20 protein-coding genes are annotated in these 24,546 nt (G+C 56.4%); 12 read left to right on the forward strand and 8 right to left on the reverse strand.

From position 1 onward, the window contains the following. The first annotated feature begins 11 nt into the window (after positions 1 to 11). From AC2FFA_RS09530 to AC2FFA_RS09560, 7 genes are all read left to right on the forward strand, one after another. Positions 12 to 197, forward strand: a complete 186-nt coding sequence (locus tag AC2FFA_RS09530; RefSeq protein ID WP_299897950.1) for a hypothetical protein — start codon at positions 12 to 14, stop codon at positions 195 to 197. Positions 198 to 263: 66 nt separating this feature from the next. Further along, positions 264 to 1,289 carry an FAD:protein FMN transferase gene (locus AC2FFA_RS09535; RefSeq protein ID WP_496851391.1) on the forward strand — a complete coding sequence of 342 codons (1,026 nt, stop codon included), beginning with the start codon at positions 264 to 266 and terminating at the stop codon, positions 1,287 to 1,289. A 15-nt stretch (positions 1,290 to 1,304) separates the two neighbouring features. Then, positions 1,305 to 1,541, forward strand: coding sequence for a (Na+)-NQR maturation NqrM (gene nqrM / locus AC2FFA_RS09540; protein WP_117873122.1), 237 nt, complete (start codon positions 1,305 to 1,307; stop codon positions 1,539 to 1,541). A gap of 71 nt (positions 1,542 to 1,612) precedes the next feature. Next, entirely contained in the window at positions 1,613 to 3,283 is a 1,671-nt protein-coding gene (locus AC2FFA_RS09545) for a sulfatase-like hydrolase/transferase (RefSeq protein ID WP_496670507.1), read from the forward strand. A 192-nt stretch (positions 3,284 to 3,475) separates the two neighbouring features. Then, entirely contained in the window at positions 3,476 to 4,993 is a 1,518-nt protein-coding gene (gene gpmI, locus AC2FFA_RS09550) for a 2,3-bisphosphoglycerate-independent phosphoglycerate mutase (RefSeq protein WP_496851393.1), read from the forward strand. Continuing rightward, complete coding sequence (locus tag AC2FFA_RS09555; protein WP_496851395.1) at positions 4,990 to 6,120, forward strand: murein hydrolase activator EnvC family protein; 1,131 nt, start codon at positions 4,990 to 4,992, stop codon at positions 6,118 to 6,120. The genes gpmI and AC2FFA_RS09555 overlap by 4 nt, the downstream gene beginning before the upstream one ends. Positions 6,121 to 6,126: 6 nt before the next feature. After that, on the forward strand, positions 6,127 to 7,467 hold the full coding sequence (locus AC2FFA_RS09560; RefSeq protein ID WP_496851397.1) for a S41 family peptidase: 1,341 nt from the start codon (positions 6,127 to 6,129) through the stop codon (positions 7,465 to 7,467). A gap of 41 nt (positions 7,468 to 7,508) precedes the next feature. Here the strand turns inward: AC2FFA_RS09560 and AC2FFA_RS09565 are convergent, their stop codons facing one another. The 3 genes from AC2FFA_RS09565 to AC2FFA_RS09575 all read right to left on the reverse strand — a co-directional run bounded on the left by AC2FFA_RS09565 (position 7,509) and on the right by AC2FFA_RS09575 (position 10,246). Then, positions 7,509 to 9,035 (reverse strand): MFS transporter, encoded by a 1,527-nt coding sequence (locus AC2FFA_RS09565; RefSeq protein WP_496851398.1) that lies wholly within the window; start codon positions 9,033 to 9,035, stop codon positions 7,509 to 7,511. Between the two features lie 78 nt (positions 9,036 to 9,113). Continuing rightward, on the reverse strand, positions 9,114 to 9,473 hold the full coding sequence (locus AC2FFA_RS09570) for a hypothetical protein (RefSeq protein WP_496670518.1): 360 nt from the start codon (positions 9,471 to 9,473) through the stop codon (positions 9,114 to 9,116). Positions 9,474 to 9,484: 11 nt separating this feature from the next. Continuing rightward, entirely contained in the window at positions 9,485 to 10,246 is a 762-nt protein-coding gene (locus tag AC2FFA_RS09575) for a DUF6478 family protein (protein WP_496670521.1), read from the reverse strand. A gap of 252 nt (positions 10,247 to 10,498) precedes the next feature. Here AC2FFA_RS09575 and AC2FFA_RS09580 point away from each other — a divergent pair, with 252 nt between their 5' ends. The 4 genes from AC2FFA_RS09580 to AC2FFA_RS09595 are packed head-to-tail and all read left to right on the forward strand — an operon-like array spanning position 10,499 to position 16,744. Then, the gene (locus AC2FFA_RS09580) at positions 10,499 to 13,606 is read left to right on the forward strand and encodes an ABC transporter transmembrane domain-containing protein (RefSeq protein WP_496851401.1); all 3,108 of its coding nucleotides are present in this window, start codon (positions 10,499 to 10,501) and stop codon (positions 13,604 to 13,606) included. Continuing rightward, a complete protein-coding gene (locus tag AC2FFA_RS09585; RefSeq protein ID WP_496851402.1) occupies positions 13,599 to 14,483 on the forward strand; it encodes a CPBP family intramembrane glutamic endopeptidase in 885 nt (294 codons plus the stop codon). The genes AC2FFA_RS09580 and AC2FFA_RS09585 overlap by 8 nt, the downstream gene beginning before the upstream one ends. A gap of 60 nt (positions 14,484 to 14,543) precedes the next feature. Further along, a complete protein-coding gene (accD, locus tag AC2FFA_RS09590; RefSeq protein ID WP_496851404.1) occupies positions 14,544 to 15,473 on the forward strand; it encodes an acetyl-CoA carboxylase, carboxyltransferase subunit beta in 930 nt (309 codons plus the stop codon). Beyond that, positions 15,470 to 16,744: a bifunctional folylpolyglutamate synthase/dihydrofolate synthase gene (locus AC2FFA_RS09595; RefSeq protein ID WP_496851406.1), complete on the forward strand. Its 1,275-nt coding sequence runs from the start codon at positions 15,470 to 15,472 to the stop codon at positions 16,742 to 16,744. Before accD ends, AC2FFA_RS09595 begins: the two co-directional genes overlap by 4 nt. A gap of 62 nt (positions 16,745 to 16,806) precedes the next feature. On the opposite strand, the gene zapE is transcribed toward AC2FFA_RS09595, so the two are convergent. After that, a complete protein-coding gene (gene zapE / locus AC2FFA_RS09600; protein WP_496670532.1) occupies positions 16,807 to 17,874 on the reverse strand; it encodes a cell division protein ZapE in 1,068 nt (355 codons plus the stop codon). Between the two features lie 148 nt (positions 17,875 to 18,022). Here zapE and AC2FFA_RS09605 point away from each other — a divergent pair, with 148 nt between their 5' ends. Beyond that, the gene (locus AC2FFA_RS09605) at positions 18,023 to 19,258 is read left to right on the forward strand and encodes an MFS transporter (protein WP_496670534.1); all 1,236 of its coding nucleotides are present in this window, start codon (positions 18,023 to 18,025) and stop codon (positions 19,256 to 19,258) included. Between the two features lie 45 nt (positions 19,259 to 19,303). Here AC2FFA_RS09605 and AC2FFA_RS09610 read toward each other — a convergent pair whose 3' ends face one another. The 4 genes from AC2FFA_RS09610 to sthA all read right to left on the reverse strand — a co-directional run bounded on the left by AC2FFA_RS09610 (position 19,304) and on the right by sthA (position 24,545). Next, positions 19,304 to 21,343, reverse strand: coding sequence for a bifunctional aldolase/short-chain dehydrogenase (locus tag AC2FFA_RS09610; protein ID WP_496851408.1), 2,040 nt, complete (start codon positions 21,341 to 21,343; stop codon positions 19,304 to 19,306). Between the two features lie 75 nt (positions 21,344 to 21,418). Continuing rightward, a complete protein-coding gene (gene mtnA, locus AC2FFA_RS09615; protein WP_496851410.1) occupies positions 21,419 to 22,513 on the reverse strand; it encodes an S-methyl-5-thioribose-1-phosphate isomerase in 1,095 nt (364 codons plus the stop codon). A 122-nt stretch (positions 22,514 to 22,635) separates the two neighbouring features. After that, positions 22,636 to 23,091 carry a YaiI/YqxD family protein gene (locus tag AC2FFA_RS09620; protein WP_496851412.1) on the reverse strand — a complete coding sequence of 152 codons (456 nt, stop codon included), beginning with the start codon at positions 23,089 to 23,091 and terminating at the stop codon, positions 22,636 to 22,638. After that, positions 23,088 to 24,545, reverse strand: coding sequence for a Si-specific NAD(P)(+) transhydrogenase (gene sthA / locus AC2FFA_RS09625; RefSeq protein ID WP_496851414.1), 1,458 nt, complete (start codon positions 24,543 to 24,545; stop codon positions 23,088 to 23,090). Before sthA ends, AC2FFA_RS09620 begins: the two co-directional genes overlap by 4 nt. Between the last annotated feature and the right edge of the window lies 1 nt (position 24,546).

Here is a 24,546-nt window from a genome sequence, read left to right on the forward strand (position 1 = left end):
CGTTTAAGCTATTGAGTGAACTCTATCTTACTCCACCCATAGCGGCATTGATCTTCTTTGCGGTTGTCGTATGCGGCCACAATTTTCGCATGGCGTGGAAACAACAGCCGCCGGGTTGGCAAAAACGTGCGTGGTTCTTTGGCGTGCCGGCGGGGGTCGGCCTGTTGGTGCTGGGATTCCTGCCGCTAAAGATGTGATCGCAGTTTGACTCTGGCCGGGGCCACTGGCATATGCCGGGCACAGAATTTCCCGGAGATCGACCGATGCGTCTTATGCCTTTACTGGCCGTTGCCACCCTCCTTTCCGGCTGTCTGTTCGACAAGGAACCCGAGGTGGTTCGTCTGTCGGGCGAAACAATGGGCACGACCTTCAATATTACCGCGATCGGTGAAGATATTGATGAGGCCGCATTGGCCGCCGCGGTCGAAGAGACGCTGGCCGAGGTCAACGCCAAGATGTCCAACTGGGATCCAAAGTCCGAGGTTTCCGTTTTTTCGGCTTCAACCAGCACAGCCCCGATTCCGGTTTCAGACGAACTCGCGCTGGTCCTTTCGGCAGCCAATGACGTGCACGAAAAAACCGGTGGGACCTTTGACGTAACTCTGGGCCCGCTGATCGAACTTTGGGGCTTTGGCCCGCGCAAGCCCGAGGATCCGGTGCCATCGGATGCCGAAATCGAGGCCGCGTTAAGCGGCGTCGGGCAAGCCAGTTTGCTGACGCTCAACACCGAATCTGGCACTCTGTCAAAATCTGATCCGCAAGTGGGCATCAACCTGTCGGCGATTGCGAAGGGCTATGGCATCGATGCGGTTGCCGGCGCTTTGCAGGATGCCGGTATCGACGATTACCTTGTCGAGATCGGCGGTGATCTTGTCGCCAAGGGAAAGAATGAGCAGGGCGAAGCCTGGCGCATTGGCATCGAAAAGCCTGAAACGGGCACTCAGAGCATTCAATTGATCGTTTCCCTGGATGATCGTGGCATGGCCAGCTCGGGTGATTACAAGAATTTCTTCGAACAGGACGGTGTGCGTTATTCGCATATCATCGATCCGACCACGGGACGCCCGATCACACATCGCACGACCTCTGTCACGGTTCTGGCGGGAAACGCTATGTTGGCGGATGCCTGGGCAACGGCCATGCTGGCTTTGGGTCAGGAGAAGGGAATGGACATTGCGGAAAAGCATAAACTTGCCGTGTACTTCATTTCGCGGGATGTGACAGGCGGCGAAGATGCCTATATTACGTCGCACAGCACCGCGTTCAAAGACGCTTTGGGAACCAACTGACAGGCAGGGACCAAGATGAGCACTTTTATTCTGGCATTTATTCTGCTGGCACTTGTCATGGTCGGTATGTCTTTGGGTGTCATACTGATGGGTAAGACCATCAAGGGCAGCTGTGGTGGCCTGAACGCGATTTCGGGCGCTGATAAGTGCGTTGTGTGCCAAAAAGATGTCGACCCGGACAGCCCGCTGCGCGACCAATTGCAATGCAAACGTGCCAGGAAGATGCTGGAACAAATGGAACAGCAGACCTGAAGCAAGTTTTTCTTCGCTCTGCGGGCGGAAATGGCTAACTAGGTCCCCATGACTTCCGGAGAGGCGTCGCGTTGGCCAAGGCAAAGAATATCCTGTTCATCATGTTCGACCAGCTGCGCTGGGATTATCTGAGCTGTTATGGGCATCCACATCTGCACACTCCGAATATCGATCGTCTGGCCGCGCGCGGTGTCCGCTTTGACCGCGCCTATATCCAGTCGCCGATTTGCGGCAGTTCACGTATGTCGACCTATACCGGACGATATGTGCATTCCCATGGTGCATCATGGAACAACATCCCTCTGAAAGTGGGCGAGATCACGCTGGGCGACCACCTGCGCAAAACGGGAATGGATTGCTGGCTTGTTGGCAAGACACATATGGCCGCGGATGCCGAGGGGATGGCCCGTCTTGGGCTGGAGCCCGACAGCGTCATCGGTGCCCGCGTGGCGGAATGCGGGTTTGACGTGTTCGAACGCGATGACGGGTTGCGTGCCGAGGGTCCGGATGGGTTCTATGATCCGGACGGGGCAAAGAAATACAACCAATACCTTGCAGACAAGGGATACGAGAGCGACAACCCCTGGCATGACTTTGCCAATTCCGGTCTGGATGCCGATGGCAATGTTCTGTCAGGCTGGTTCCTGAAGAATTCATCCGAGCCTGCAAACATTGCAGAAGAGGACAGTGAAACTCCATATCTGACGACCCGTGGGATCGAGTTCATGGAAAGCCATGAAGGACCGTGGTGCTGTCACCTCAGTTATATCAAGCCACACTGGCCTTACGTTGTGCCAGAACCTTACGCTTCGATGTATGGACCAGAGCATGTTGTGCCCGTGGTCCGCTCTGAGGGCGAGCGAATGACTGCACACCCCGTCCTGAAGGCCTTTATGGACACCAAGGTCGGGCAGGCATTTTCGCGTCAGGATGTCCGCGAGGCGGTGATCCCGGCTTATATGGGGCTGATCAAACAAGCTGATGACCAGATGGGTCGCCTGTTCGACTGGATGGAGAAAACCGGGCGGATGGACGACACGATGATCGTGTTGACCTCAGACCATGGCGACTTTCTGGGCGACCACTGGATGGGTGAAAAGACGTTCTTCCACGATGCCTCAACCAAAGTGCCGCTGATTATTTATGATCCGTCACCTGAAGCAGACCTCACGCGCGGCACCACCTGCGACGCGCTGGTCGAGTCGATCGATCTGGCGCCAACGTTTCTGGAACAGGCAGGCGGTGAAAAAGCCGGTCATATTCTCGAGGGGTATTCTCTGCTGCCGATCCTGCATGGTCAGTCCGACAAAACGCCCCGAACGGTCGCAATCTGCGAGTACGACTATTCCGCGTCTCCGATCGCGCAGCGGCTGAACGCATCTGTTCGCGATGCGGTGATGTTCATGGTCGCGAATGAAAAGTGGAAGCTCATCCATTGCGAAGGTGGGTACAGGCCGATCCTGTTCGATCTGGAAAACGACCCGGATGAGCTGATCGATTTAGGTGACAGCGCGGACCATTCGGATGTTATCGCGCAGATGTATGATCACCTGTTCGCCTGGGCGCGGCGCACGTCTCAGCGCACTACCCGATCCGAACAGCAGTTGGTCGATATGCGGACGCGAAGTGGGGGTACAGGAATCATGATCGGTATTTACGACGAAAACGACACGCCGTTGGAACTGACGGTCAAGTATCGCGACCGCATGGCGCAGCCATACAAAAGCTACCTAAAAGATTAGTTTTGTCCGCGTTTTCATCGAACAAAACATGAGGCCCTTTAATTGAGTTGTTCAGGGGTTCGTTGTCTTCCAGCGGGAGACCTTGGGCGCCCGGCGGCTTGATTAATTCTGCGCAAATTGACGCAAAGACGGTTCACCCCTTGCCAGCCAGACGGTAGAAGATGACCCAAGAGCAGTAATCGGAGAATTTCAATGTCCACCCCCAAACCAGTTGTTCTGTGTATTCTTGATGGTTGGGGCCTGTCCGACGACAAGCATGCGAATGCGCCTTTACTGGCGAACACTCCGACCTTTGACGCGATCATGGCCAAGTTCCCGCACGCCACGCTGGTAACGCACGGCCCTGATGTGGGTTTGCCCAGCGGGCAGATGGGTAATTCCGAAGTAGGCCATACCAATATCGGCGCAGGTCGCGTTGTTGCCATGGATCTGGGTCAGATTGACCTGGCCATCGAAGACGGTTCATTTTTTGGCAATGAGGCCCTGCAGGCTTTTATTTCCAAGGTCAAAGCCTCCGGGGGGACGGCTCACCTTATGGGGTTGGTCTCGGACGGTGGTGTCCATGGGCATCTGAACCACATCATAGCTGCAACCAGGGCCATTACGGACGCCGGCGTTCCTGTCGCCCTTCATGCCGTTACCGACGGGCGCGATGTGGCCCCCAAATCTGCGCTGACCTATTTGTCCCGGTTGGAAGAGCGGCTGCCCGAGGGTGCCCGCGTTGTCACGGTGAGCGGTCGCTATTTCGCCATGGACCGCGACAATCGCTGGGAGCGGGTATCAGAAGCTTACGACGCGATGATCAACGGCAAGGGCAGGGCGGCCAACACTGCACATAGCGCCGTGGACCACGCCTACAACCAGTCTGAGTCTGACGAATTCATCACGCCAACCGTACTGGAAGGTTACGAAGGCGTCGTCGACGGAGATGGCTTCTTCTGTCTGAATTTCCGAGCAGATCGCGCTCGCGAAATTCTGCGCGCGATTGGTGAACCGGGCTTTGCAGAGTTCGAAACCGGGCCACGGCCAAAACTGTCGGCGCTGCTGGGTATGGTGGATTATTCGGACGGTCACAACGCATACATGACCACGGTTTTTCCGAAACGGGCGATTGAGAACACGCTCGGGGAATGGGTGGCCAAGCAGGGATTAGGTCAATTCCGGCTGGCTGAAACTGAAAAATACCCCCATGTAACCTTTTTCCTGAACGGGGGTAAGGAAACCCCGGAACAGGGTGAAGATCGCTGTATGCCCAAGTCACCTAAAGTCGCGACCTATGACTTGCAGCCCGAGATGTCCTCGGCTGAGGTCACAGCCAGGTTTGTCGAGGCGATTGAACAAGGGTATGACCTGATCGTGACCAATTACGCCAACCCTGATATGGTCGGGCATACCGGCGATCTGCAAGCTGCGATCAAGGCATGTGAGGCTGTCGATACAGGGTTGGCACAGGTCGTTGCTGCCTTGGAAAAGGCAGGCGGTGCAATGATCATCACCGCCGACCACGGAAACTGTGAAGTGATGGTTGATCCGGCAACCGGTGGTGCACATACGGCGCACACGCTGAACCCAGTGCCCGTTGTGTTGGTTGGCGGACCTGAAGGGGCGCGATTGCGTCAAGGTCGATTGTCTGATCTGGCGCCGACGCTGCTTGACTTGATGAACCTGCCCAAACCGCCAGAAATGACCGGAGAAAGCCTATTGTCATGAGGCTGACCGCCCTTGCACTATTTTTGCTGTCAACCTTGCAGGCTCTGGCCCAGACTGACTCATCCCAGGCTGCACTTGAAGCCGCAGAGATGCTGGAACAGGCGTCTATCTCTCTGACTGAAGCCGAAGGTGCCCGGGATCGGGTGCGCGCGTTGACCGAAACGATACAGGCCTATGAGGCCGGGCTAAGCGCGATGCGGAATGGTCTGCGCAAAGCTGCGACACGCGAAGCGCAACTGAGCGCGCAACTGAGGGTGCGCGAAAAGGATGTCAGGCAATTGCTTGGCGTTTTGCAGACCATTGAAACGACCGCCCCGCCGGTGCTGATGTTGCACCCTTCAGGCCCATTGGGCGCGGCGCGGGCCGGAATGATACTTTCTGAAGTCACGCCTGGTCTCAACGCAAAAGCGCAAGCGCTGGCACAGGACCTGAACGAAGTTCAGACACTGCGCCTTCTGCAGCAAAGCGCCTCGGAAACTCTGACAGAAGGACTGAGCGGTGTGCAAGAGGCCCGCACACGGTTGAGCGAAGCGATTGCCGACCGCACTGATTTGCCGCGTCGATTTGTTGAAGACCCGGTGCGCACGGCCATTCTGATATCATCCACCGAGACTCTGGATGGCTTCGCAAGCGGCCTGTCAGAAATCTCGGAAGGTGAGATCATGGAATCCGACGCAAGTGTCTTGGACCAGAAAGGGCAGATCGTGTTGCCAGTTCAAGGCGTCGTGCTTCGCAAGGCAGGTGAGCCGGACGCGACAGGGGTTACCCGCGCAGGTCTGGTTATCGGCACTCGTTCCCGTGCGCTTGTAACATCCCCAACCGCGGCCACGATCCGCTATCGCGGGCCATTGCTGGATCTGGGAAACCTAGTCATTCTGGAGCCGCAACCGGGCCTGTTGTTCGTGTTTTCGGGCTTGCAAGAGGTCTATGGTCAACCCGGGCAGGTGATCCCAAAAGGCACTCCGGTTGGCCTGATGCCGGGTGAAACGCCGGAAATCGGCGCAATATTGTCAACAAGCGGTGATGGCACTGGAACTGATCGCCCAGAAACGCTCTATATAGAGGTAAGAGAAGATAACAGCCCGGTGGACCCGGAAACTTGGTTTCGGACCGACAAGGATGGATAAACGAGTATGAAGAAATTTGTGATGGCCGGTTTGGCCGGAACGGTGGCAGGCATTCTTGCTACAACGCAGATCGCAGGCCCCCTGCTGGCGCAAGAGGCCGTGAACAAGGCCAGCGTCTATGAACAGCTTGACCTGTTCGGTGACATTTTCGAGCGCATCCGTGCACAATATGTCGAAGAGGTTGAGCCCGAAGAACTGATCGAGGCTGCAATCGATGGCATGCTGACCTCTCTTGATCCGCACTCCAGTTATCTTTCGCCCGATGATGCCGAACAGATGCGCGTGCAGACTCGGGGCGAGTTCGGTGGGCTAGGCATTGAGGTCACGCAGGAAGACGGTTTTGTCAAAGTCGTGTCTCCCATAGACGACACACCCGCTGACGAGGCCGGGATCGAAGCCGGCGATTTCATCACACATGTGGATGGAGAAAGCATTCTGGGCCTGACGCTGGACAAAGCGGTGGATCTGATGCGTGGTCCGGTCGGCTCAGAGATTGTCATTACCGTCGTGCGCGAAGGCGAGCCTGATCCATTCGATGTCACCATTATCCGTGACACGATCAAGCTGACCGCCGTTCGTGCGCGCACCGAAGGCACTAGCGTCGTCCTGCGCGTAACGACCTTCAATGACCAGACCTTCCCAAACCTGCAGGAAGGGTTGCGGGAACAGATCGAAGAGGCCGGTGGCATCGACAAGGTCAATGGTGTCGTATTGGACCTGCGCAACAACCCCGGCGGACTGTTGACACAGGCCATAAAAGTTTCGGATGCGTTCCTGAACGAAGGTGAAATCGTGTCGACCCGTGGACGGGACCCGGAAGAGGGTGAGCGGTTCAACGCTGCGCCCGGAGATCTGGCGGAAGGCAAACCCATTGTCGTGCTGATAAATGGCGGATCGGCTTCAGCGTCCGAAATCGTTGCCGGTGCCTTGCAGGATCATCGCCGCGCTATCGTCGTCGGCACCAAAAGCTTTGGCAAGGGGTCGGTTCAGACGGTGATGCCGCTGCGGGGTGATGGTGCGATGCGCCTGACCACGTCCCGGTATTACACCCCATCAGGGCGGTCGATTCAGGCTCTGGGTGTCAGCCCTGATATTATCGTGGAACAACCCCGCCCGGCGCCTGAACCGGAAGAGGAAGAAACCAACGCCCGTTCGCGGTCCGAGGCCGATCTGCGGGGCAGCCTCAACAATGACAGCCTGAGCGAAGATGAGATCCGCCAGATCGAAGAAGATCGCGCCAAGGCTGAGGCGACGGCTGCGTTGAGGGAAGAGGATTACCAGCTGGCCTATGCTATCGACATCCTGAAGGGGCTGTCGGCCTTCAACCCCAACGGGCCGTCACAGTAAACTGTAGGGGCTGCGCATGTCGCAGCCCTTTCTGACCGGCTTCAGCTTTCGATCCTGTGCAGTTTCTTTTCATCGAGAAGCAGCGCCAGAACGAGACCGACCGAGACCGATAGGGCTGAAAAGACGAAAGCCATACTCATCCCGCTGTCAAACGCTGCCGACAATGCCCGATGAACCGTCTCTGCTTCGCTGGATGACAACCGGCTGATAACCGCGTGGGCGGACGGCGTATCAAGTGTTCCGCCATTGATCGTCCGAAGCTCTGCTTCCGTCAACTTGATACCGGAAGCAACCACATACTGGCGAAGCTCAGACAGGCTGACGACGTACATAATGGCCGTGGCACACGCGACAGAAATTGCGCCATAAACCAGATGGGTCATAAAGCTCAGACCGCCGACCAGCCCAGCCCGTTCCGGCTTCACTGCACACATTGCAGCCGTGCCGGACGGACCGACGGTCAGGGTTGCCCCCAGTCCGATCATCGCCATGCCGGGCAGGATACGAAAGTATCCCAGATCGCTGGGCATCACCACAATCGTCGCAGCCCCAATCGTGGCAATCAGGTACCCCCAAAACAGTAACCGCTTGGGGCCGAAATCATTGTAAAGCGTGCCTGAAACGACTGACCCCACCGCGAGCAACACGGTTAGCGGTGCCAACCCCAGTGCAGATTCAAACGTGGACCAGCCCAGCACCTTTTGCATGTATTGCGGGAAATACAGCAGCCCCACAAAAGCCGCGGACACGTTGAACATGTTCAGGCCAAGGGTGATGCGAAACTCGCGGTTTTGCATCATCTGCGGTAAAAGCAGTGGCTCTGTTACGCGTTGCTCGACTTTCGGGAACAGAATGAAAAGCGCAGCGCTGATGAAAAAGAGCATCAACAACGGTACGGACGTCCACCCCCAATCCGCGCCCACATCCAGACCGTAAAGCAGAATTAATACGGCAAAGGACAATACACCCATTCCGGCGAGGTCGAGATGCTCACCCTGTTTGTGATGGGTTTCCCGTTCCATCAGGATCAGCGCGGTGGCCATCGAAATGCAGGAAAAGACGACATTGGCGAGGAAGAAGTACCGCCACTCCCCCAGGTTCACAGCCAGCCCGCTAATCATCGGGCCAAACACATTACCGGTCGTCACACCCGCCAGAATAAGCCCCATCACCAACGCCCGATGCTCAGGCTTCGCCACCTTGGTTGCCCCGAACGCCAGAGTGCAAGGCCAGACGCATCCCGCGCCAATACCTTGCAACGCACGTGCAACGATCAGGAAGTCAAGGCTAGGCGAAACAAAGCACATGACCGAGGAAAACAGAAAGATCGACAAGCCAAAAAGCATCATCCTGCGGTGGCCATACATGTCGCCAAGCCGCCCGCCTGCGACCATGGTCATGGCAAAAAACAACGCATAGATGTTCAGAACCCATTGGGTGCTGGTGATATCGGCGTCAAAGCCGTTTTCGATTGCAGGCACCAGCATGAGGGCACCGGTAAAATCGATACCGATGCCAAATCCTGTCACCATCAACGCGATGACTTTGACAATGCTGCTGCGGTCCATTGCTGGGCACGATCCGTTTCGAATGCAACCATGATGCACGGAATCGGTGAAAAGGATAGAAAAACAGGCCAGAACGGATCAGTAGCCGTCCCGGCAGATACGACGAAATGCGCGTTTCAGCATATCCAGCTCTGCACGCAACAAATCTACTTCGGCCCTGAGATCATCTGCTGCAGGCTCACCCGAGATTACCGTGAAGTGTCCCAGTTTTTCAGCATTAGCTGCGTCTGCAATGACGAACGTGTGCACGCCTTCGGATAGGGCGGCAACAGGCACCTGTATGCGTAAATCCCATCCGTCTTCTGCGGGCGACAGGTCAACATTGTTAAGGGTTTCGCCCTGGTAGCTGACCTCCAGAATCGGCTCACTGCTGGCTTGAATATGGCCTTGCCAGGTTCCGTTTTCGAACCGAATGAAGGTTAACGTGGTTTGCGTCATGTCTGATCTTCTCACAAGTCGGCGCGATGAAAACGGCAAAACGTAAGATCCCGCACCACTATGCGGTTCATTTCGGGCATTTCAAAAATCAGGTCCAGCCAGATTTTTTCGATCCTGCGCTCATTCAGGGGGAGGTGCGCCAGATCAAAATCCACCGCATTCGACGCCTCAGTGGGATCAAGGCTTCGCAACACTTGCTCCATATTGGGCCCGTGCTGAATGTTGAGGCGCGCGAACACGCTCGATGGCTTTTCACACTCGATCAGGGTTTCCACCCTCACAAGGTGCTCGCGTGTGAGGTTAACTGCTGCATCCTCAGGTAATTCGACAGAAACTGACAGAAAGGATCCTTCAAAGCTGAAAACCTCGACCACGAGACTGAACGGGGCCAGATCCCTGCCTTCCCTGTTGCGGACCTGCCGCACGGCAATTTCAGAATGCGGGCAATCGTGGAACAGGCTGACCTGCCTATCCAGAACGGCCTTTCGCGGGGCCGAAGCCACACCCGGTTGCGTCAGGGGGCCACGCCAAAGGTCGGGGCGACAGCTCCAGTCCGTCCCGAGGGGCTTGGAAAACTGCGTGGACCCAACCTTTGGCCGGATAAGGCGGCTGTCCGCCTGCTGAATCAAATGATCAAGATGCCTGCGCAAACCGCGGGCCTGGTCTCGTTGCAACCGCAAATCTGCCTGCGTGGCATACGGGGCCTGGTGCGCGGCCTTGCGCCAACGCCCCATAATCTTGCGATGAATATAGCGATCCAGAATCCTGCTCATGGCCACGTCGTCCGATAATGCCCGTCGTTAGTCAAGGAGAAGAGCATGAACAAACCCGCAATAACAAAATTGCTATCGAAAGCCTGCGGTTTTCTGTTGGGGTCGGACCATAATTTGGATAGGCGCGACGTGTTGGATATGAACTGGTCTATTCTTGCAATACACAGGGTCAGTGCTTACCGTCTGGTACCTGCAAAGTGGGTCACCCCAAAAACAGCCACGCAACAATTTAGCTCATGACAAGGCCAGGTTATGGAGTCCACTTTATTTGCCTTCATTTGGAAACATTCGAAGAAACAGCAACTTGTTCTTCTTCTGCTGACAGTCTTGTCGTTCCCGTTTCTTTATGCCTCGCTGGAATTGCCCAAACAAATCATCAACGACGCAATCGGCGCGCCGGGTGACACGGTAACCATCTGGAATTTCACCGTGACGCAGGTGCAGTATCTGATGATACTGTGCATTGCATTCCTGGCGACGGTGATCGCAAGTGGTGTGATGAAGATGCGCATCAACACGATGAAGGGCATCCTTGCGGAACGCATGCTGCGGCGCCTGCGTTATACGTTGATCCAGCGCTCGATGCGGTTTCCGAAATCCTATTTCGCGACCACCAGCCAGGGTGAGCTGGTATCGATGATCACATCCGAGGCCGAACCGATGGGCGGCCTGATGGGGGATGCCATCGCACAGCCGGTTTTTCAGTTCGGCCAGATGATGACGATCGTCACATTCCTGTTCATGCAAAGTGTTTGGTTCGGACTTGCCAGTATCGCGCTGATCCCGCTTCAGGCCTGGCTGATCCCCAAGCTTCAGCGGCAGATCAATCTTCTGAACAAGGACCGCATTCAGGAAGTTCGACGTCTGAGCTCGGAGATCGGCGAAACTGCGGCGGGTATCAGCGATCTGCGTACCAATGGCGGTTGGCGCTATCGCTTGGCGCAATTCAGCCATCGGTTGGGGACCCTGTTCGAGATCCGCTTCAAGATCTACAACAAAAAATTCTTCATGAAGTTCCTCAACAATCTGATTACTCAGATAACGCCCTTTCTGTTTTATTCAGTGGGTGGATATCTGGCGATTACCGGTGAGGTAACCGTAGGTGCTTTGGTTGCTGCATTGGGTGCCTACAAGGATCTGAGCGGCCCATGGAAGGATCTGCTGACCTATTACAACCAGGTGCAGGACATGTCTTTGCGGTGGGAGATCGTCACCGAGAGATTTGCTCCGGATAGCATGATACCGGAAGAGCTGTTCGAAGGTGAACCTGAAACCATCCCGCGTCTGACTGGCGATATCGAGCTGCGAAATGTGACGGTCCGCGATATTGATGGTAAAACTGTTCTAGAAGATCTCGATCTGACCATTCCACGTGGCGCGCGTGTCGCGATTCAGTCTTCACACGCGTCGGAGCGTAGTGCGTTGGGGCAGCTCCTGACACGTGAAGTGTTACCGGTGCAAGGCGAGGTGATCATGGCCGGACACAATCTACGTGGCCTGCATCAGTCCGTCATTGCGGCCCGGATCGGCTATGCCTATTCGCGCCCGTACCTGTTTGACGGGACGTTGGGCGATAACCTCATGATGCCCTTGCGGACGCACCCACGTCATGAAGCAGAAACGCTCAGAGCCCCGACACGGTGGCAGATCGAAGCTGTTCGTGCAGGCAATTCACCGGATTCTCTGGGCGATGAATGGATTGATCCGGGTCTCGCTGGCCTTGACGATATCGAAGACATACGTGACTGGTGGTTCCAGCTGGTGGAAGCGATGGGCATTGATGAGTTCATGTTCCGCCGCACATTGCGTACGCAGTTTGACCCCGAAATTCACCCGGTTCTGGCACAGGAAGTGGTCAACCTACGAGGGATAATCGCCAAGCGTCTGGCGGAAAAGGGACTTGACCGCTATGTGTACCGGTTTGACCCCGATCGCTTCAACCCGGCAGTTCCGCTGGGCGGCAACCTGTTGTTCGCGGCACCATCCAGGGACATATCTCCGGACATTCTGGCTGGTGACGAACGGTTCGTTCAGATGCTCAGCGCCCATGATCTGGCTGACGACGTGATTAGTATCTCTCAGGCCGTTATGGATACGCTCAGCAAGACCTTCGGGAGGGACGGAGCGGATCACCCGCTTTTCCTAAGGCTTGGTATGTCCAAGGACATGTATCACAAATTGCTGGATATCGAAGAACGGCGCAAAGCCAAAGGTGATATGGCTGTGAGCGATCAGGAGCGTGCATTGCTATTGACGGTGCCGTTCCTGTTGACGGCAGAACAGATCGGTCCGGACTTTCCGGACGAGTACAAGGAAAAGATTCTTGCCATTCGCAAAAGTCAGGCCAAGCGGCTGCGGGATGCGATGGGTGGTATGTTCATAACGGTTGCGCCGGATATCTATGTGCCACGCCTGACAGTATTGGAAAATGCGATCTACGGCCGGGTGTCTTTGATGGCAGGTGCACATGCAGACGACATAGAAGACGTCGTGGCCGAAGCCATGAACGAAGCCGGCTTGCGACGCCGGGCAGCGGCCATCATTTATGATCTGCCAACGGGTCTGGGCGGGAACAATCTGCCGACCGTCTTTCAGGAACGTGCCGCTTTCTCTCGCGCCGGTATCAAGCGTCCTGACATCCTGATTTTGGATAAGGCTCTGGCAAGTCACGATTCTGAAAGCCGACTGCGCACCCGCCTGAAGCTACGGGAGTTGCTGCCGGATTCCATTATGATCTTTATGGAAGATCACTTTGCACATCCCGAAGCTTATGATTTGTTTGTGGAAATCAAAGAAGGTCGTATCGACGGAGTATCACGCACTTCTTCAACAAAAGAAGACAGCACTTCGGACGACCTGAGCCGAAAGCTTGAAATCCTATCCGCCACTGAGTTGTTTTCCGGCGTGGACGGTCGCAACCAGCGACTGCTGGCCTTCTCAGCGCAATGGTACGAGGCTGCAGCTGGGCAAGTCATCTTCTCGCATGGTCAGGCACCGGACGCGGCGTATCTGTGCATCTCAGGTCGGGCCAGACTGGACTGGCCTGCGGATGATGGAACAAAACGCCCAATCTCGATCATCGAGCCCGGGCGTCTGATCGGTGATCTCTCCATCATTACAGGAGAACCCAGACAACTGGATCTGGTCGCCATCGAAGACTGTAGTTTCCTGCGTATCGGAGCAGAGGAACTGCGTGCCGTGGTCGAAAGCGACGCTTCGGTTGCAACACAATTGCTGCAGACTGTCGCGGGGTATCTGACTACGCTGTCCACAAGAATCAACGCAGCACAGAACCCTGAGGAGCTGCTCCCTGCCATTGCGGATCAGGTGACTCCGGAAAGCACGGATAAAAATGCCTAAAGCATATACCGCTCATAGCAATTTGGTCGAAACGGCACGCGCCAAACCGGAAATCTGGCGCCTGTTGCTGGGGCTCTTGCTGGTTGCAGTGCTGGTCAGCGTTCTGAATATCGTGTTTTTTACCGTGATCGCCGGGATGGGGCCGGAAAGCTGGGCGCAGACGCTTTTGATGGGCAGTTCACCCCTCGCGCTGCTGTTGCTGTTGGCCAGTTTCGGTTTCATCATTCTAGGCGTGGCAGTCGCCGCGCGGCAAGTTCAGCAAAGGTCTTTGGCGTCTATCATCGGCGGGTACCGATTGGCAGCGGGGCAATTCCTGAAAGTGTTGAAAGCACTTCTTATTTTGGGTGTGGTCGGGTTCTTGTTGCCGCCTTATGGCTTCGGCGGATCTCTATCGCAGAACCTGCCATTGTCGACTTGGCTTCTTCTGTTGCCGGTTTCGGCGTTGGTTGTTCTGGTACAGACCAGCGCCGAAGAACTATTGTTCAGAGGGTATATCCAGCAAACTCTGGCAGCCAGATTCCAATCTCCTGTCATCTGGATGGGGGTACCCTCCATCCTGTTTGCCGTTGGACATTACACACCCGACATGGCTGGCGACAATGCGCTGCTGATTGCGCTATGGGCTTGCGTTTTTGGTCTGTTGACGTCGGACCTGACGGCCCGGGCTGGAACACTGGGACCTGCTATTGCGTTGCATTTTTTCAACAACATCATTGCGTTGCTGTTCATCTCGTTGCCTGACAACCTGAACGGGCTGGCCCTGTTTACCCTTCCGTTCGATGCATCGGACGCCGAGCAGCTTCGTCCCTGGATTTTGGTGGACCTGGCTGTGATGTTCGTTTGCTGGCTGGCCGCGCGACTTGCGCTCAGGCGTTGATTGCAATTCCTTCCGTGGCGTCCTATTTGACGTCAACACCGCACAAGCCAAGGTTCCGACATGAACTGGATCACAAACTACGTCCGCCCCCGGATCAACTCGATCTTCTCACGCCGCGAAGTGCCCGAAAACCTCTGGCACAAATGCGACGAATGCGGAACGATGCTGTTCCATCGCGAGTTGGCGGAAAACCAGAATGTCTGCACACAGTGTGACCACCATATGGCGATCACGCCGCGTGAACGGTTCAAGCACTTGTTTGACGGCGGAGTCTTTGCCGAGGTTGAGGTGCCCACCCCAAAAGACGACCCGTTGCAATTCCGCGATCAGAAGAAATATCCCGACCGCATGAAAGCAGCGCAGAAAAAGACCGGCGAAAAGGAAGCCATGCTGGTCGCTTTGGGTGAAATTGGCCGCACCCCAATCGTGGCCGCAGCCCAGGACTTTTCGTTCATGGGCGGATCGATGGGGATGTATGTCGGCAACGCGATCATCGCTGCCGCGCAGGAAGCGGTAAAACTCAAGCGTCCTCTGATCCTTTTCTCGGCTGCCGGTGGGGCCCGTATGCAGGAAGGCATCCTCAGCCTGATGCAGATGCCGCGCACCACTGTGGCAGTTGAGATGCTGAAAGAAGCCAACCTGCCATATATCGTTGTTCTGACTCATCCGACGACTGGTGGGGTCACTGCATCTTATGCGATGCTGGGCGATGTCCATATCTCGGAACCCAATGCGCTGATCTGCTTTGCCGGACCTCGCGTGATCGAGCAGACGATTCGCGAAAAACTACCCGAAGGCTTTCAGCGCGCCGAATACCTGCTGGATCACGGTATGCTGGACCGTGTCACCAAACGTACCGAATTGCGTGACGAGTTGATCACCATCACGCGCATGCTGATGAAGCTGCCCCCTGCGATCAAGGGTGATCTACCCGCACCGGAACCAGCCGACGCAATCGAGGCCCCAGTGGAAGAGACAGATCCGAAATGACGGCCAAGACGTCTGACGCTATCCTCGACCGGATGATGGCGCTGCATCCCAAGATCATTGATTTGACCTTGGACCGCGTTTGGCGTTTGCTGGCGGCGCTGGACAATCCTCAACTCAAACTGCCGCCGGTCATTCATATTGCCGGCACCAACGGCAAGGGCTCGACTCAGGCGATGATCAGAGCGGGGCTTGAGGGGGCAGGACGCTCGGTACACGCTTATACGTCGCCGCACCTGGCACGATTTCATGAACGCATTCGATTGGCCGGAGAGCTGATCTCGGAAACAGAACTGACGGCGGTTCTGGATGAATGCTACGCTGCCAACGGCGGCGAAAACATCACCTATTTTGAGATCACCACATGTGCTGCCCTGCTGGCCTTTGCCCGTGCCAAAGCAGATTACACACTGCTCGAGGTCGGGCTGGGCGGGCGTCTGGACGCTACAAACGTGATCGAAAACCCGACCGTCACAGTTATTACACCCGTATCCATCGATCATGAACAATTCCTGGGTGATACCTTGGGCAAGATCGCGGCGGAAAAAGCGGGTATCATCAAGCCCGGCGTTCCGTGCATTGTCGGCTCACAACAGGACGAAGCGCTTGAGGTCATCGAGTACACCGCCGCCCGTTTGGGTGCGCCTTTGCTGATCCATGGGCAGCACTGGCACGTGCAGGAAGAAAACGGGCGCCTGATCTATCAGGACGAAACAGGTTTACGCGATGTGCCTCTGCCCAACCTTCTGGGCGCGCACCAGGTTCAGAACGCAGGCGCAGCGTTGGCAGTTCTGCGTCATCTGGACATGGGCGACGACGCATACGAAGCCGCTGTCACCAAAGCCGAATGGCCGGCACGCATGCAGCGTCTGAAATCCGGCCCGCTCGTAGATCAGGCCCCGCAGGCCGAGCTTTGGCTGGACGGTGGTCATAACGCCGCCGCAGGTGTCGCGTTGGCGGATGTGTTGACGAATCTGCCAATTAAACCGACCCACATGATTTGCGGCATGCTCAACACCAAGGATGTGACCGGGTATCTCGCACCTCTTGCTGAGAAGGCCGCAAGCCTTACAGCCGTCTCCATTCCGGGCGAAGCGGCGACGCTTAGTGCAGAAGAAACCGCTGCGGCTGCGACCAAGGTCAACCTGCCCGCGTCCACCGCAGACAGCGTAGCGGACGCGTTGAAAGTGATCACGGACAATGACCCGCAGGCGCGTGTTCTGATCTGCGGTTCGCTTTATTTGGCCGGAAAAATTCTGCAAGAAAACGCATAGGCGCGTTCCAGCCTCTTGATCTGGCTGACATAGTCTTGGGTGGGTCACGCGATACGGGCGGATCAGCGCCCAAGTTGCCCCCAATCCTGATCCTGCATTTCCCGCAGGCGCGACGCGGTGCGTTCAAACTCGAATGTCCCTTCGCCTTCGACATACAGCATCTCGGGTTCGGCCGCGGCCGAGCAGATCAATCGCACCCTGGCTTCGTAGAGCGCATCGATCAGGGTGACAAAACGCTTGGCCTCGTTGAAATTGTTCCGCGACAGGCGTGGGATATCCTCAAGCACCAGCACCTTCACTTCTTCCGCAATCGCCAGATAATCCCCCGGTCCCAGCATGCGCCCACACAGGTCATAAAATGAAGCCCGGGCCACTCCGTTGCGAAAGGCTGGCAGTTCAACGGCACGGCCTTTGACTTGCAATACAAGCGGTTCTGCGGGTCCACCGGCAAGATCTGTCCAGACCTCTCTGATTTTCTGCCGGGCTTCTGGGCCAATCGGTGTGAAGTAGACCGGGGCACCCTCCAACCTGTTTTGCCGGTAATCCGTGGGTGACACCAATTCCCACACCTGCGACTGCTCTTTGATATGGGCGATGAAAGGCAGGAACAGCTGCCGGTTCAGCCCATCCTTGTACAGATCGTCGGGATGCCTGTTCGACGTGGTTACAACGACTACGCCGCCCTCGTGCAGCAAGTCAAACAGCCGCCCGACAATCATTGCGTCCGTAATGTCGGTGATCTGCATTTCGTCAAATGCGAGCAAGCGAACTGAATTGACCACCTCCTTCGCCACTGGTGCCAGGGCATCCTCTACATTTTGTTGTCGTGCCTTGTGCATTCCAGCATGGATTTCCTGCATGAAAGCATGAAAATGCACACGCCGTGCCGGGATGTCGCCCAGCGTATCGACGAACATATCCATCAGCATCGATTTTCCACGCCCGACACCGCCCCATAGATACAGTCCTCTGGGGGGCGGAGGTGCCTTGCGGAAGAACCCGCGTTTGACCGGCTCGGACAAAGCGGCTCGGATACGTTCGAATTGAGGCAGAACGGCCTCTTGCGCGTCGTCGCGTGTCAGGGTTCCATCCGCGATGCGGGCCTCGTAGAGCGAAATTAGATCCGTCATGAATCTGAGCCTTACCCGTCACCTCGCCCGTTGAAAAGAAGCCATTTTTGGCGAAACATCAATTTTGTATATCCGTGACCGCAAATCTGCTGAATTGACGCTGACACCAAAACTAATACGGTCCTTCGGACGCAACGCCTGAGGTCCCATGCCCCAATACGCCCGCTTGTTGAATCCGATCCTGATTGTTGGATGCATCATCGTCACGGTCAGTTTCGCCGTGCGCGCCTCTTTCGGCTTATTCCAGATTCCGATAGCGGTTGAGTTCGGCTGGCTGCGGACCGATTTCTCAATGGCGATTGCAATTCAGAACCTGGCTTGGGGTATCGGACAGCCGATCTTTGCCGCTATTGCCGAAAAGGTAGGCGACCGACGAGCCATCATTCTTGGCGCTCTCACCTACGCGGCCGGCATGGTGCTGACAGCGTGGTCTGTCACACCATTCGAACATCAGATGTATGCGTGGCTGGTGGGTTTCGGTATCGCCGGGACCGGGTTTGGTGTGGTTCTGGCGGTCGTCGGTCGCGCGTCTGCCGACGAAAACCGGTCCATGTCGCTTGCCATCGTTACCGCCGCGGGCAGCTTTGGGCAGGTTGTGGGGGCGCCAACGGCGGAATGGCTGCTGTCATTCTTGCCATGGCAGCACGTCTTTGTCGTGTTCGCCGTGGCGATTCTTGCGCTTGTGTTGACCTTGCCCTTTATGCGCGCACCACAGACGATCTCGAAGGCTGAGCTGGAAGAAAGCATGAGCGAGATACTGGGCAAGGCGTTCCGCGATCCTTCCTACGCTCTCATTTTTCTGGGGTTTTTCAGCTGCGGATATCAACTGGGCTTCATCACCGCGCATTTCCCGGCTTTCGTAACCGAGATGTGCGGGCCAATCCAGCCCGGAGGTGTACTGCATTCCATCGGTATCACCTCCACATCGGCGCTTGGAGCGGTGTCGATTTCATTGATCGGTCTGGCCAATATCGGCGGTACGCTTCTAGCAGGTTGGGCCGGCAATCACTTTCACAAGAAATACCTTCTGGCCGCAGTCTATACGTGCCGGACGATTGCCGCGGCATTGTTCATCCTGTTCCCGATCACACCACTTACGGTCATCGTATTCTCGTTGATGATGGGATCGCTTTGGCTGGCTACCGTGCCGCTGACTTCGGGTCTCGTCGCGCATCTTTACGGTCTGCGCTATATGGGCACGCTCTATGGTTTTATCTTCCTGAGCCACCAGATCGGCAGCTTTCTGGGCGTCTGGCTTGGCGGTCGCATGTATGACCAGTATGGCGACTACAACATGGTTTGGTGGATCGGGGTCGCGATCGGTGCCTTCAGCGCGATAGTACACCTGCCGATCCGTGAAGACCGATCCGCAGTTCCTGCCTGAGGCACATCGGTACACCACAGGCAGGGAACCAATCGGGCAAAGGCGTTACCGAAGTTCGGCTTCGGTGTTGCCGCCATCCACCGTCACGACATGACCGGTGGTGCGTTCCATCAGCGCCAATGCAACAAAGGCATTTGCGACGTGCTTTGCCTCGACTTCGCGGCCCAGCAGGTTGCCTGACATATAGGTCTCCTCGGAAACGCCACGTGCGGCAGCGCGTTCCTGAATGAACCCATCCGTCAGCAGGCCAGACCGAATTCGGTCTGCATTCACCCCATTCACACGGATTCCATATTCGGCCAATTCAAGCGTCAACTGGCGCAACAGAAACAGGGTGGCGGCTTTTGGCGTGCCATAGGCCCCCATGTTCCGGCCCGGGTTGATCGCCTGTTTCGAGATATTGAACAGGATCTGACCGCCGCGGCCCTGAGCTTGCATAACTCGGGCAGCCTGTATCGCAAATGCCTTGTGCGCGAAGAAATTCAGTTCAAAAGCAGCACGGAATTCCTCTTCGCCAAGATCCAGCAATGCGCCCGAGGTCGCGGCCCCGGCATTTGACACCATTACATCGAGCCCACCAAACCGGTGTATCACCGCGGCTATTGCGGCATCCGCGGCGCCTCTTTCGGTTACGTCGCAAGCGTATGTCGAATGCCATGTGCCAAGGGTCGATTTGGCCTCGGCCAACGCGCCTTCATCCCGATCCACCAGAACGACATTTGCACCGGCATCAGCAAAGGCCTTGGCGGTCGCCAGACCTATCGCCCCTGCACCGCCGGTTACCATCACGATCTTACCCTGAAGCGGAGGTGGTGAGCTCTTGCCCAGCTTCGCCTGTTCCAGCGACCAGTATTCACAATCAAAGCGATCTTTTTCATTGTTGGGAAAAAAACCGCCCGCGTCTTCGCCCACTGATCGCACCCGCAGGTTTTGTTCCGCAAGATCCGCCGCTGTCGAGGCAGCCTTCGCGTTTGGGCCTATTCCCAGGATTCCCACGCCCTCGATCCAAGCATGCTTGGGGTCTTGGGGCAGCAGTTTCTTGGGCTCGTCGGCCTGCGGGGCCTGCCGTACAAAATATTCCCGATAGTCTTTGGCAAACTCTGCGACCTTCGCCTTGATCCGCGCCCGGCCCCCAGACAAATCCGATGCTCGCAATACAAGCGGGCAGCCTTTTGTCCGTAATACATGATCCGGCGACGCCATGCCTCGCTGGGCCAATGAATCAATATCCAGACGATCAAAAAACTGCATGACATCCGGCCCGTTGCGGAGGTCAAAAACCGGCATCGGGTCATCCCGTTGGGCTGCAACTTCGGCAATGACCCCGCGCAGGATCGGCAATACCTCAAGATTCTCAGCCGGATCGCGACGGCCAATTGTCGTCAGGTCCTTCATTCCGAAATAGGCAGCGACTTCGTTGGTATGGGCCACGATCCGGTCATAGCTTTCCTGCGCCGTCGCGCCGAACGTAAAATGCCCATGCTGAAGCAGTAGAAGTCCTTCGACATTCGGGTTTTTGTCAAACACCTCGGCCGCCTTTTTGGCCAGCCCAAAGCCAGGCATGATATAGGGTACAATGCCCAATCGGTCACCAAAAATCTCGCGGCAAACCTCCTCGGCGTTTGGCAGATTGGCGAGCACCAGAAAGGGTGTCGCGTGCGTATGATCCACATATTTGTGCGGCAGAAACGCATGTAAGAGTGTTTCTACAGAGGGGTTCGGTGAGCCCGAGTCCAGCAGATTGGCGCGCTGAACATTGACCATCTGCGCATCTGAAAGGTGGTCCAGCGCGCGCAGTTTCATCAAAGGAGCAAGCCAAACACCTGGCAGGCCCGGCGCCTCGATGCTGTCCAGATCCCACCCAGACCCCTTGACATGCAGAACACGCCGCGGATCGCCGAACAGATCAGGGCGTTCCAGCTTGACTGACGTGTTGCCTCCACCATGCATCAGAAGGTCCGGGTTCTGACCGATCAGCCGCGAGGTGTAGACACGTTCGCCCAGTTCCTGATCTGCGGGATCTGTTCCGGCCCGATCCCGCCATTTTCGTGCCTCATCGGCCCTGTACCAGTTTTCAATCATCATTCATTCTCAGCAAGTTAAGCGGGTGCATGATCCGCGGGGGCGATTGCACAATTTAGGACTGTGCTAAACAAAGTATTAACCAGCCCGTTCGGGAAACAACCGGGCAAGCCCGTCGGCAGAAGCCTCGCTGATGCCGCGCTCGGTGATAAGCCCCGTCACCAGCCGGTTTGGTGTGACATCAAAGGCAGGATTGCCACCTTCTGTGCCATTTGGCGTCACGCGTACGTCCGAGATATTCCCCTGTCCATCAACCCCCATGACATGGGTTACTTCCCTTGCATCACGTTCCTCGATAGGGATCTCGGCCACACCGTCGCGAACTGTCCAGTCAATCGTAGGAGAGGGCAGGGCTACGTAAAATGGCACACCGTTGTCACATGCAGCCAAAGCTTTCAGATAAGTCCCGATCTTGTTGCAAACATCACCTTGGGCCGTGGTTCGGTCTGTGCCCGTAATCACCAAATCAACCAAGCCGTGCTGCATCAAATGACCGCCGGCATTGTCCACGATGTAACGATGGGGAATGCCATGCTCACCCAATTCCCAGGATGTCAAGGCGCCCTGGTTGCGCGGTCTGGTTTCATCCACCCAGACTTGCAGGGGGATGCCCGCGTCATGCGCGTGATACATCGGGCTTGTGGCCGTGCCCCAATCCACAGTCGCCAGCCATCCCGCGTTGCAATGGGTCAACAACTTTACCGGCTCACCGGCGGGTTTTCGAGCTGCGATATCCTTGATCAGTTCCAGCCCGTGACGGCCAATTGCGGCGTTGATCTCGACATCTTCGTCTGCAATCTCCTGCGCCAGCGACCAGGCGCGCTCGGCACGATCACCAGGAGCAAGCGGCATCAGCGCTTCTCGGCATCTGTCCAATGCCCAGCGCAGGTTGATTGCGGTGGGTCGGGTTGTGTGCAGAACGTCATACGCAGCGTCGAAGGAAGCTTCCGAACTGTCCCGAGACATCTGCTCGGCAATTCCAAACGCAGCGGTCGCGCCAATCAAAGGTGCGCCCCTGACCCACATATCCCGTATCGCCGCTGCAAATTCGTCAAGCGTTTTCAGGGTTACGACCCGAAAATCATGCGGCAACCACCTTTGGTCGATGATCCGAACCACACCTGCCGGTTTGTCCCGCCAAATAGACCGATAATGGGTGCCTTGTACTTTCATAACGCAGTCTCCGTATTCGAATAGCCTGATCGGAATTCAATTACAGGGTGCTTTCTTATGAAGAACTTGTAAACGGGCGTTTCTGATTTCGCGTCAGTAATTTGGGCAGGCCGCCGCCTTGGCTATCCCCGTCTGGCGGCACGTAATTCCCGTTCCAGGGCGTCCAGAAACCGCGAGCGGTCTGCCTTGCCGAACGGTCGACCACCACCGCCGGTTCCCAACGGATTGGCCGCGCGCAGATCGGCCATCAAATCACGCATGGCCAGTTGCTGACCAATATTCGCCGCGGTGAAGGTTTCACCGTTCGGGCGCAGCACGCGCGCAGCCGCTTCGACGCATTTTGCAGCCAAAGGGATGTCGGACGTAATGACGACATCCCCCGCTCCACAGCGTTCGGCAATCCATTTGTCGGCCTCATCGGCGCCTTCGGAAACGACAATGACCTGTACCAGCGGGTTGGCCGATGGTCGAAGCCCACCATTAGACACCAGCGCCATCGGCACTTTGTGTCGCGTTGCGACCCGTTCGGCCTCGGCCTTTACTGGACAGGCATCGCCATCGACATACAGCGTCGTCACGCTTTCTTCGCCTCTTTCTTTGCCGGTTCCGCGGGTTTCTTTTTTACCTTGAATTCCTCTGGTATGGGCATTCGGTTGAACGCATCCAGGCCCGCAATTTTGTAAGCTTCGGCAAGTGTCGGGTAGTTGAACGTGTTCTGAACGAAGTAGTCCACTGTGCCTTTCAGGTTCAGCACGGCCTGCGCGATGTGAATCAGTTCAGTCGCGCCTTCACCGACGATCTGAACGCCCAGCACCCTGCGGGTCTTTAGCGAGAACAGCATCTTCAACATGCCGTGTTCCAGCCCCATGATATGCCCGCGTGACGTCTCGCGGAACCGTGCCACACCGACCTCGTAGGGTATGTTGCGCTCCTGCAATTCTTCTTCTGACATTCCGCAGGTTGAAATTTCGGGCACTGAATAGATGCCGTACGGATACCACGGGCTTTCCGGCAGCGTGGGCGTCTCGAGCGCATGACAGGCAGCCACTCGCCCCTGTTGCAAAGAAGTTGACGCCAGTGACGGATGTCCGATCACATCGCCTGTGGCATAGATATGCGGCACAGCCGTTTGATAGGTTTTGCGGTCGACCTTGATCCGGTTGCGGTGGTCCGTCTCCAGCCCGACGGCATCCAGATTGAGTTTGGACGTCGCTCCCATGCGCCCGGCCGCGAACAGAAGCATTTCTGCACGAACGTGGCGACCGTTGTCGAGGGTCACTTCCACATGTTCGCCGGCGTCTTCAATCTTCTCGACAGCCGAGCCCAAACGCAGGTCGACACCGTTTTCCCGAATCTGGTGGGTGAAGTCGTGGATCAACCGGCTGTCTATGAAATCCAGAAACGTGTCGCGGGGTTCAATCAACGTGACGCGGACGTCCAGTGCCGAAAACATTGTGGCGTATTCCACGCCAATGACCCCGGCACCGATGACAACCTGCGAGCGCGGAATCTCTGCCATTTCCAGAAATTCGTCACCATCGACCACGGTTTTGCCGTTGAACGGAACATAATCCGGGCGATAGGTTTTCGTGCCTGTCGCAATCAGAAACTTCGCGGCCGTCACACGCGTTGTTTCTCCGGCATCGGTTGCGACTTCTACTTCGTGCGGTCCAACAAACCTGGCCAAACCGTCCAGAGTTTCGACGTGGTTCCGGTTGAACTGATGCTCCAAGACGTCGACCTCATGGTCGAGGGTCATATGCAGGCGGGCTTTCAGATCCTCTGCACGGATCTGATCCTTTACCCGGTAGGAACGCCCATAAAAGCTGCGCTCACGCCAGCCCGACAGGTTCAGCACCGTTTCGCGCAGGGTTTTGGACGGAATTGTACCGGTATGGACAGAGACGCCACCAAAACGGTCCTTGCGATCGATGACCAACACACGCCGTTTAAGTTTGCCTGCCTGAATTGCCGCAGAACGCCCTGAAGGTCCTGACCCGATGATGATCAGGTCGTAATCGTATCTGTTCATC

It is taken from the genome of Ruegeria sp. YTSB088 (genome assembly GCF_059609825.1).

Bases quoted from the DNA above. Each gene is read 5' to 3' on its own strand.
- AC2FFA_RS09535 (WP_496851391.1), top strand. From the start codon at position 264: ATGCGTCTTATGCCTTTACTGGCCGTTGCCACCCTCCTTTCCGGCTGT.
- nqrM (WP_117873122.1), top strand. From the start codon at position 1,305: ATGAGCACTTTTATTCTGGCATTTATTCTGCTGGCACTTGTCATGGTC.
- gpmI (WP_496851393.1), top strand. From the start codon at position 3,476: ATGTCCACCCCCAAACCAGTTGTTCTGTGTATTCTTGATGGTTGGGGC.
- AC2FFA_RS09555 (WP_496851395.1), top strand. From the start codon at position 4,990: ATGAGGCTGACCGCCCTTGCACTATTTTTGCTGTCAACCTTGCAGGCT.
- AC2FFA_RS09560 (WP_496851397.1), top strand. From the start codon at position 6,127: ATGAAGAAATTTGTGATGGCCGGTTTGGCCGGAACGGTGGCAGGCATT.
- AC2FFA_RS09565 (WP_496851398.1), bottom strand. From the start codon at position 9,035: ATGGACCGCAGCAGCATTGTCAAAGTCATCGCGTTGATGGTGACAGGA.
- AC2FFA_RS09570 (WP_496670518.1), bottom strand. From the start codon at position 9,473: ATGACGCAAACCACGTTAACCTTCATTCGGTTCGAAAACGGAACCTGG.
- AC2FFA_RS09575 (WP_496670521.1), bottom strand. From the start codon at position 10,246: ATGAGCAGGATTCTGGATCGCTATATTCATCGCAAGATTATGGGGCGT.
- AC2FFA_RS09580 (WP_496851401.1), top strand. From the start codon at position 10,499: ATGGAGTCCACTTTATTTGCCTTCATTTGGAAACATTCGAAGAAACAG.
- AC2FFA_RS09585 (WP_496851402.1), top strand. From the start codon at position 13,599: ATGCCTAAAGCATATACCGCTCATAGCAATTTGGTCGAAACGGCACGC.
- accD (WP_496851404.1), top strand. From the start codon at position 14,544: ATGAACTGGATCACAAACTACGTCCGCCCCCGGATCAACTCGATCTTC.
- AC2FFA_RS09595 (WP_496851406.1), top strand. From the start codon at position 15,470: ATGACGGCCAAGACGTCTGACGCTATCCTCGACCGGATGATGGCGCTG.
- zapE (WP_496670532.1), bottom strand. From the start codon at position 17,874: ATGACGGATCTAATTTCGCTCTACGAGGCCCGCATCGCGGATGGAACC.
- AC2FFA_RS09605 (WP_496670534.1), top strand. From the start codon at position 18,023: ATGCCCCAATACGCCCGCTTGTTGAATCCGATCCTGATTGTTGGATGC.
- AC2FFA_RS09610 (WP_496851408.1), bottom strand. From the start codon at position 21,343: ATGATGATTGAAAACTGGTACAGGGCCGATGAGGCACGAAAATGGCGG.
- mtnA (WP_496851410.1), bottom strand. From the start codon at position 22,513: ATGAAAGTACAAGGCACCCATTATCGGTCTATTTGGCGGGACAAACCG.
- sthA (WP_496851414.1), bottom strand. From the start codon at position 24,545: ATGAACAGATACGATTACGACCTGATCATCATCGGGTCAGGACCTTCA.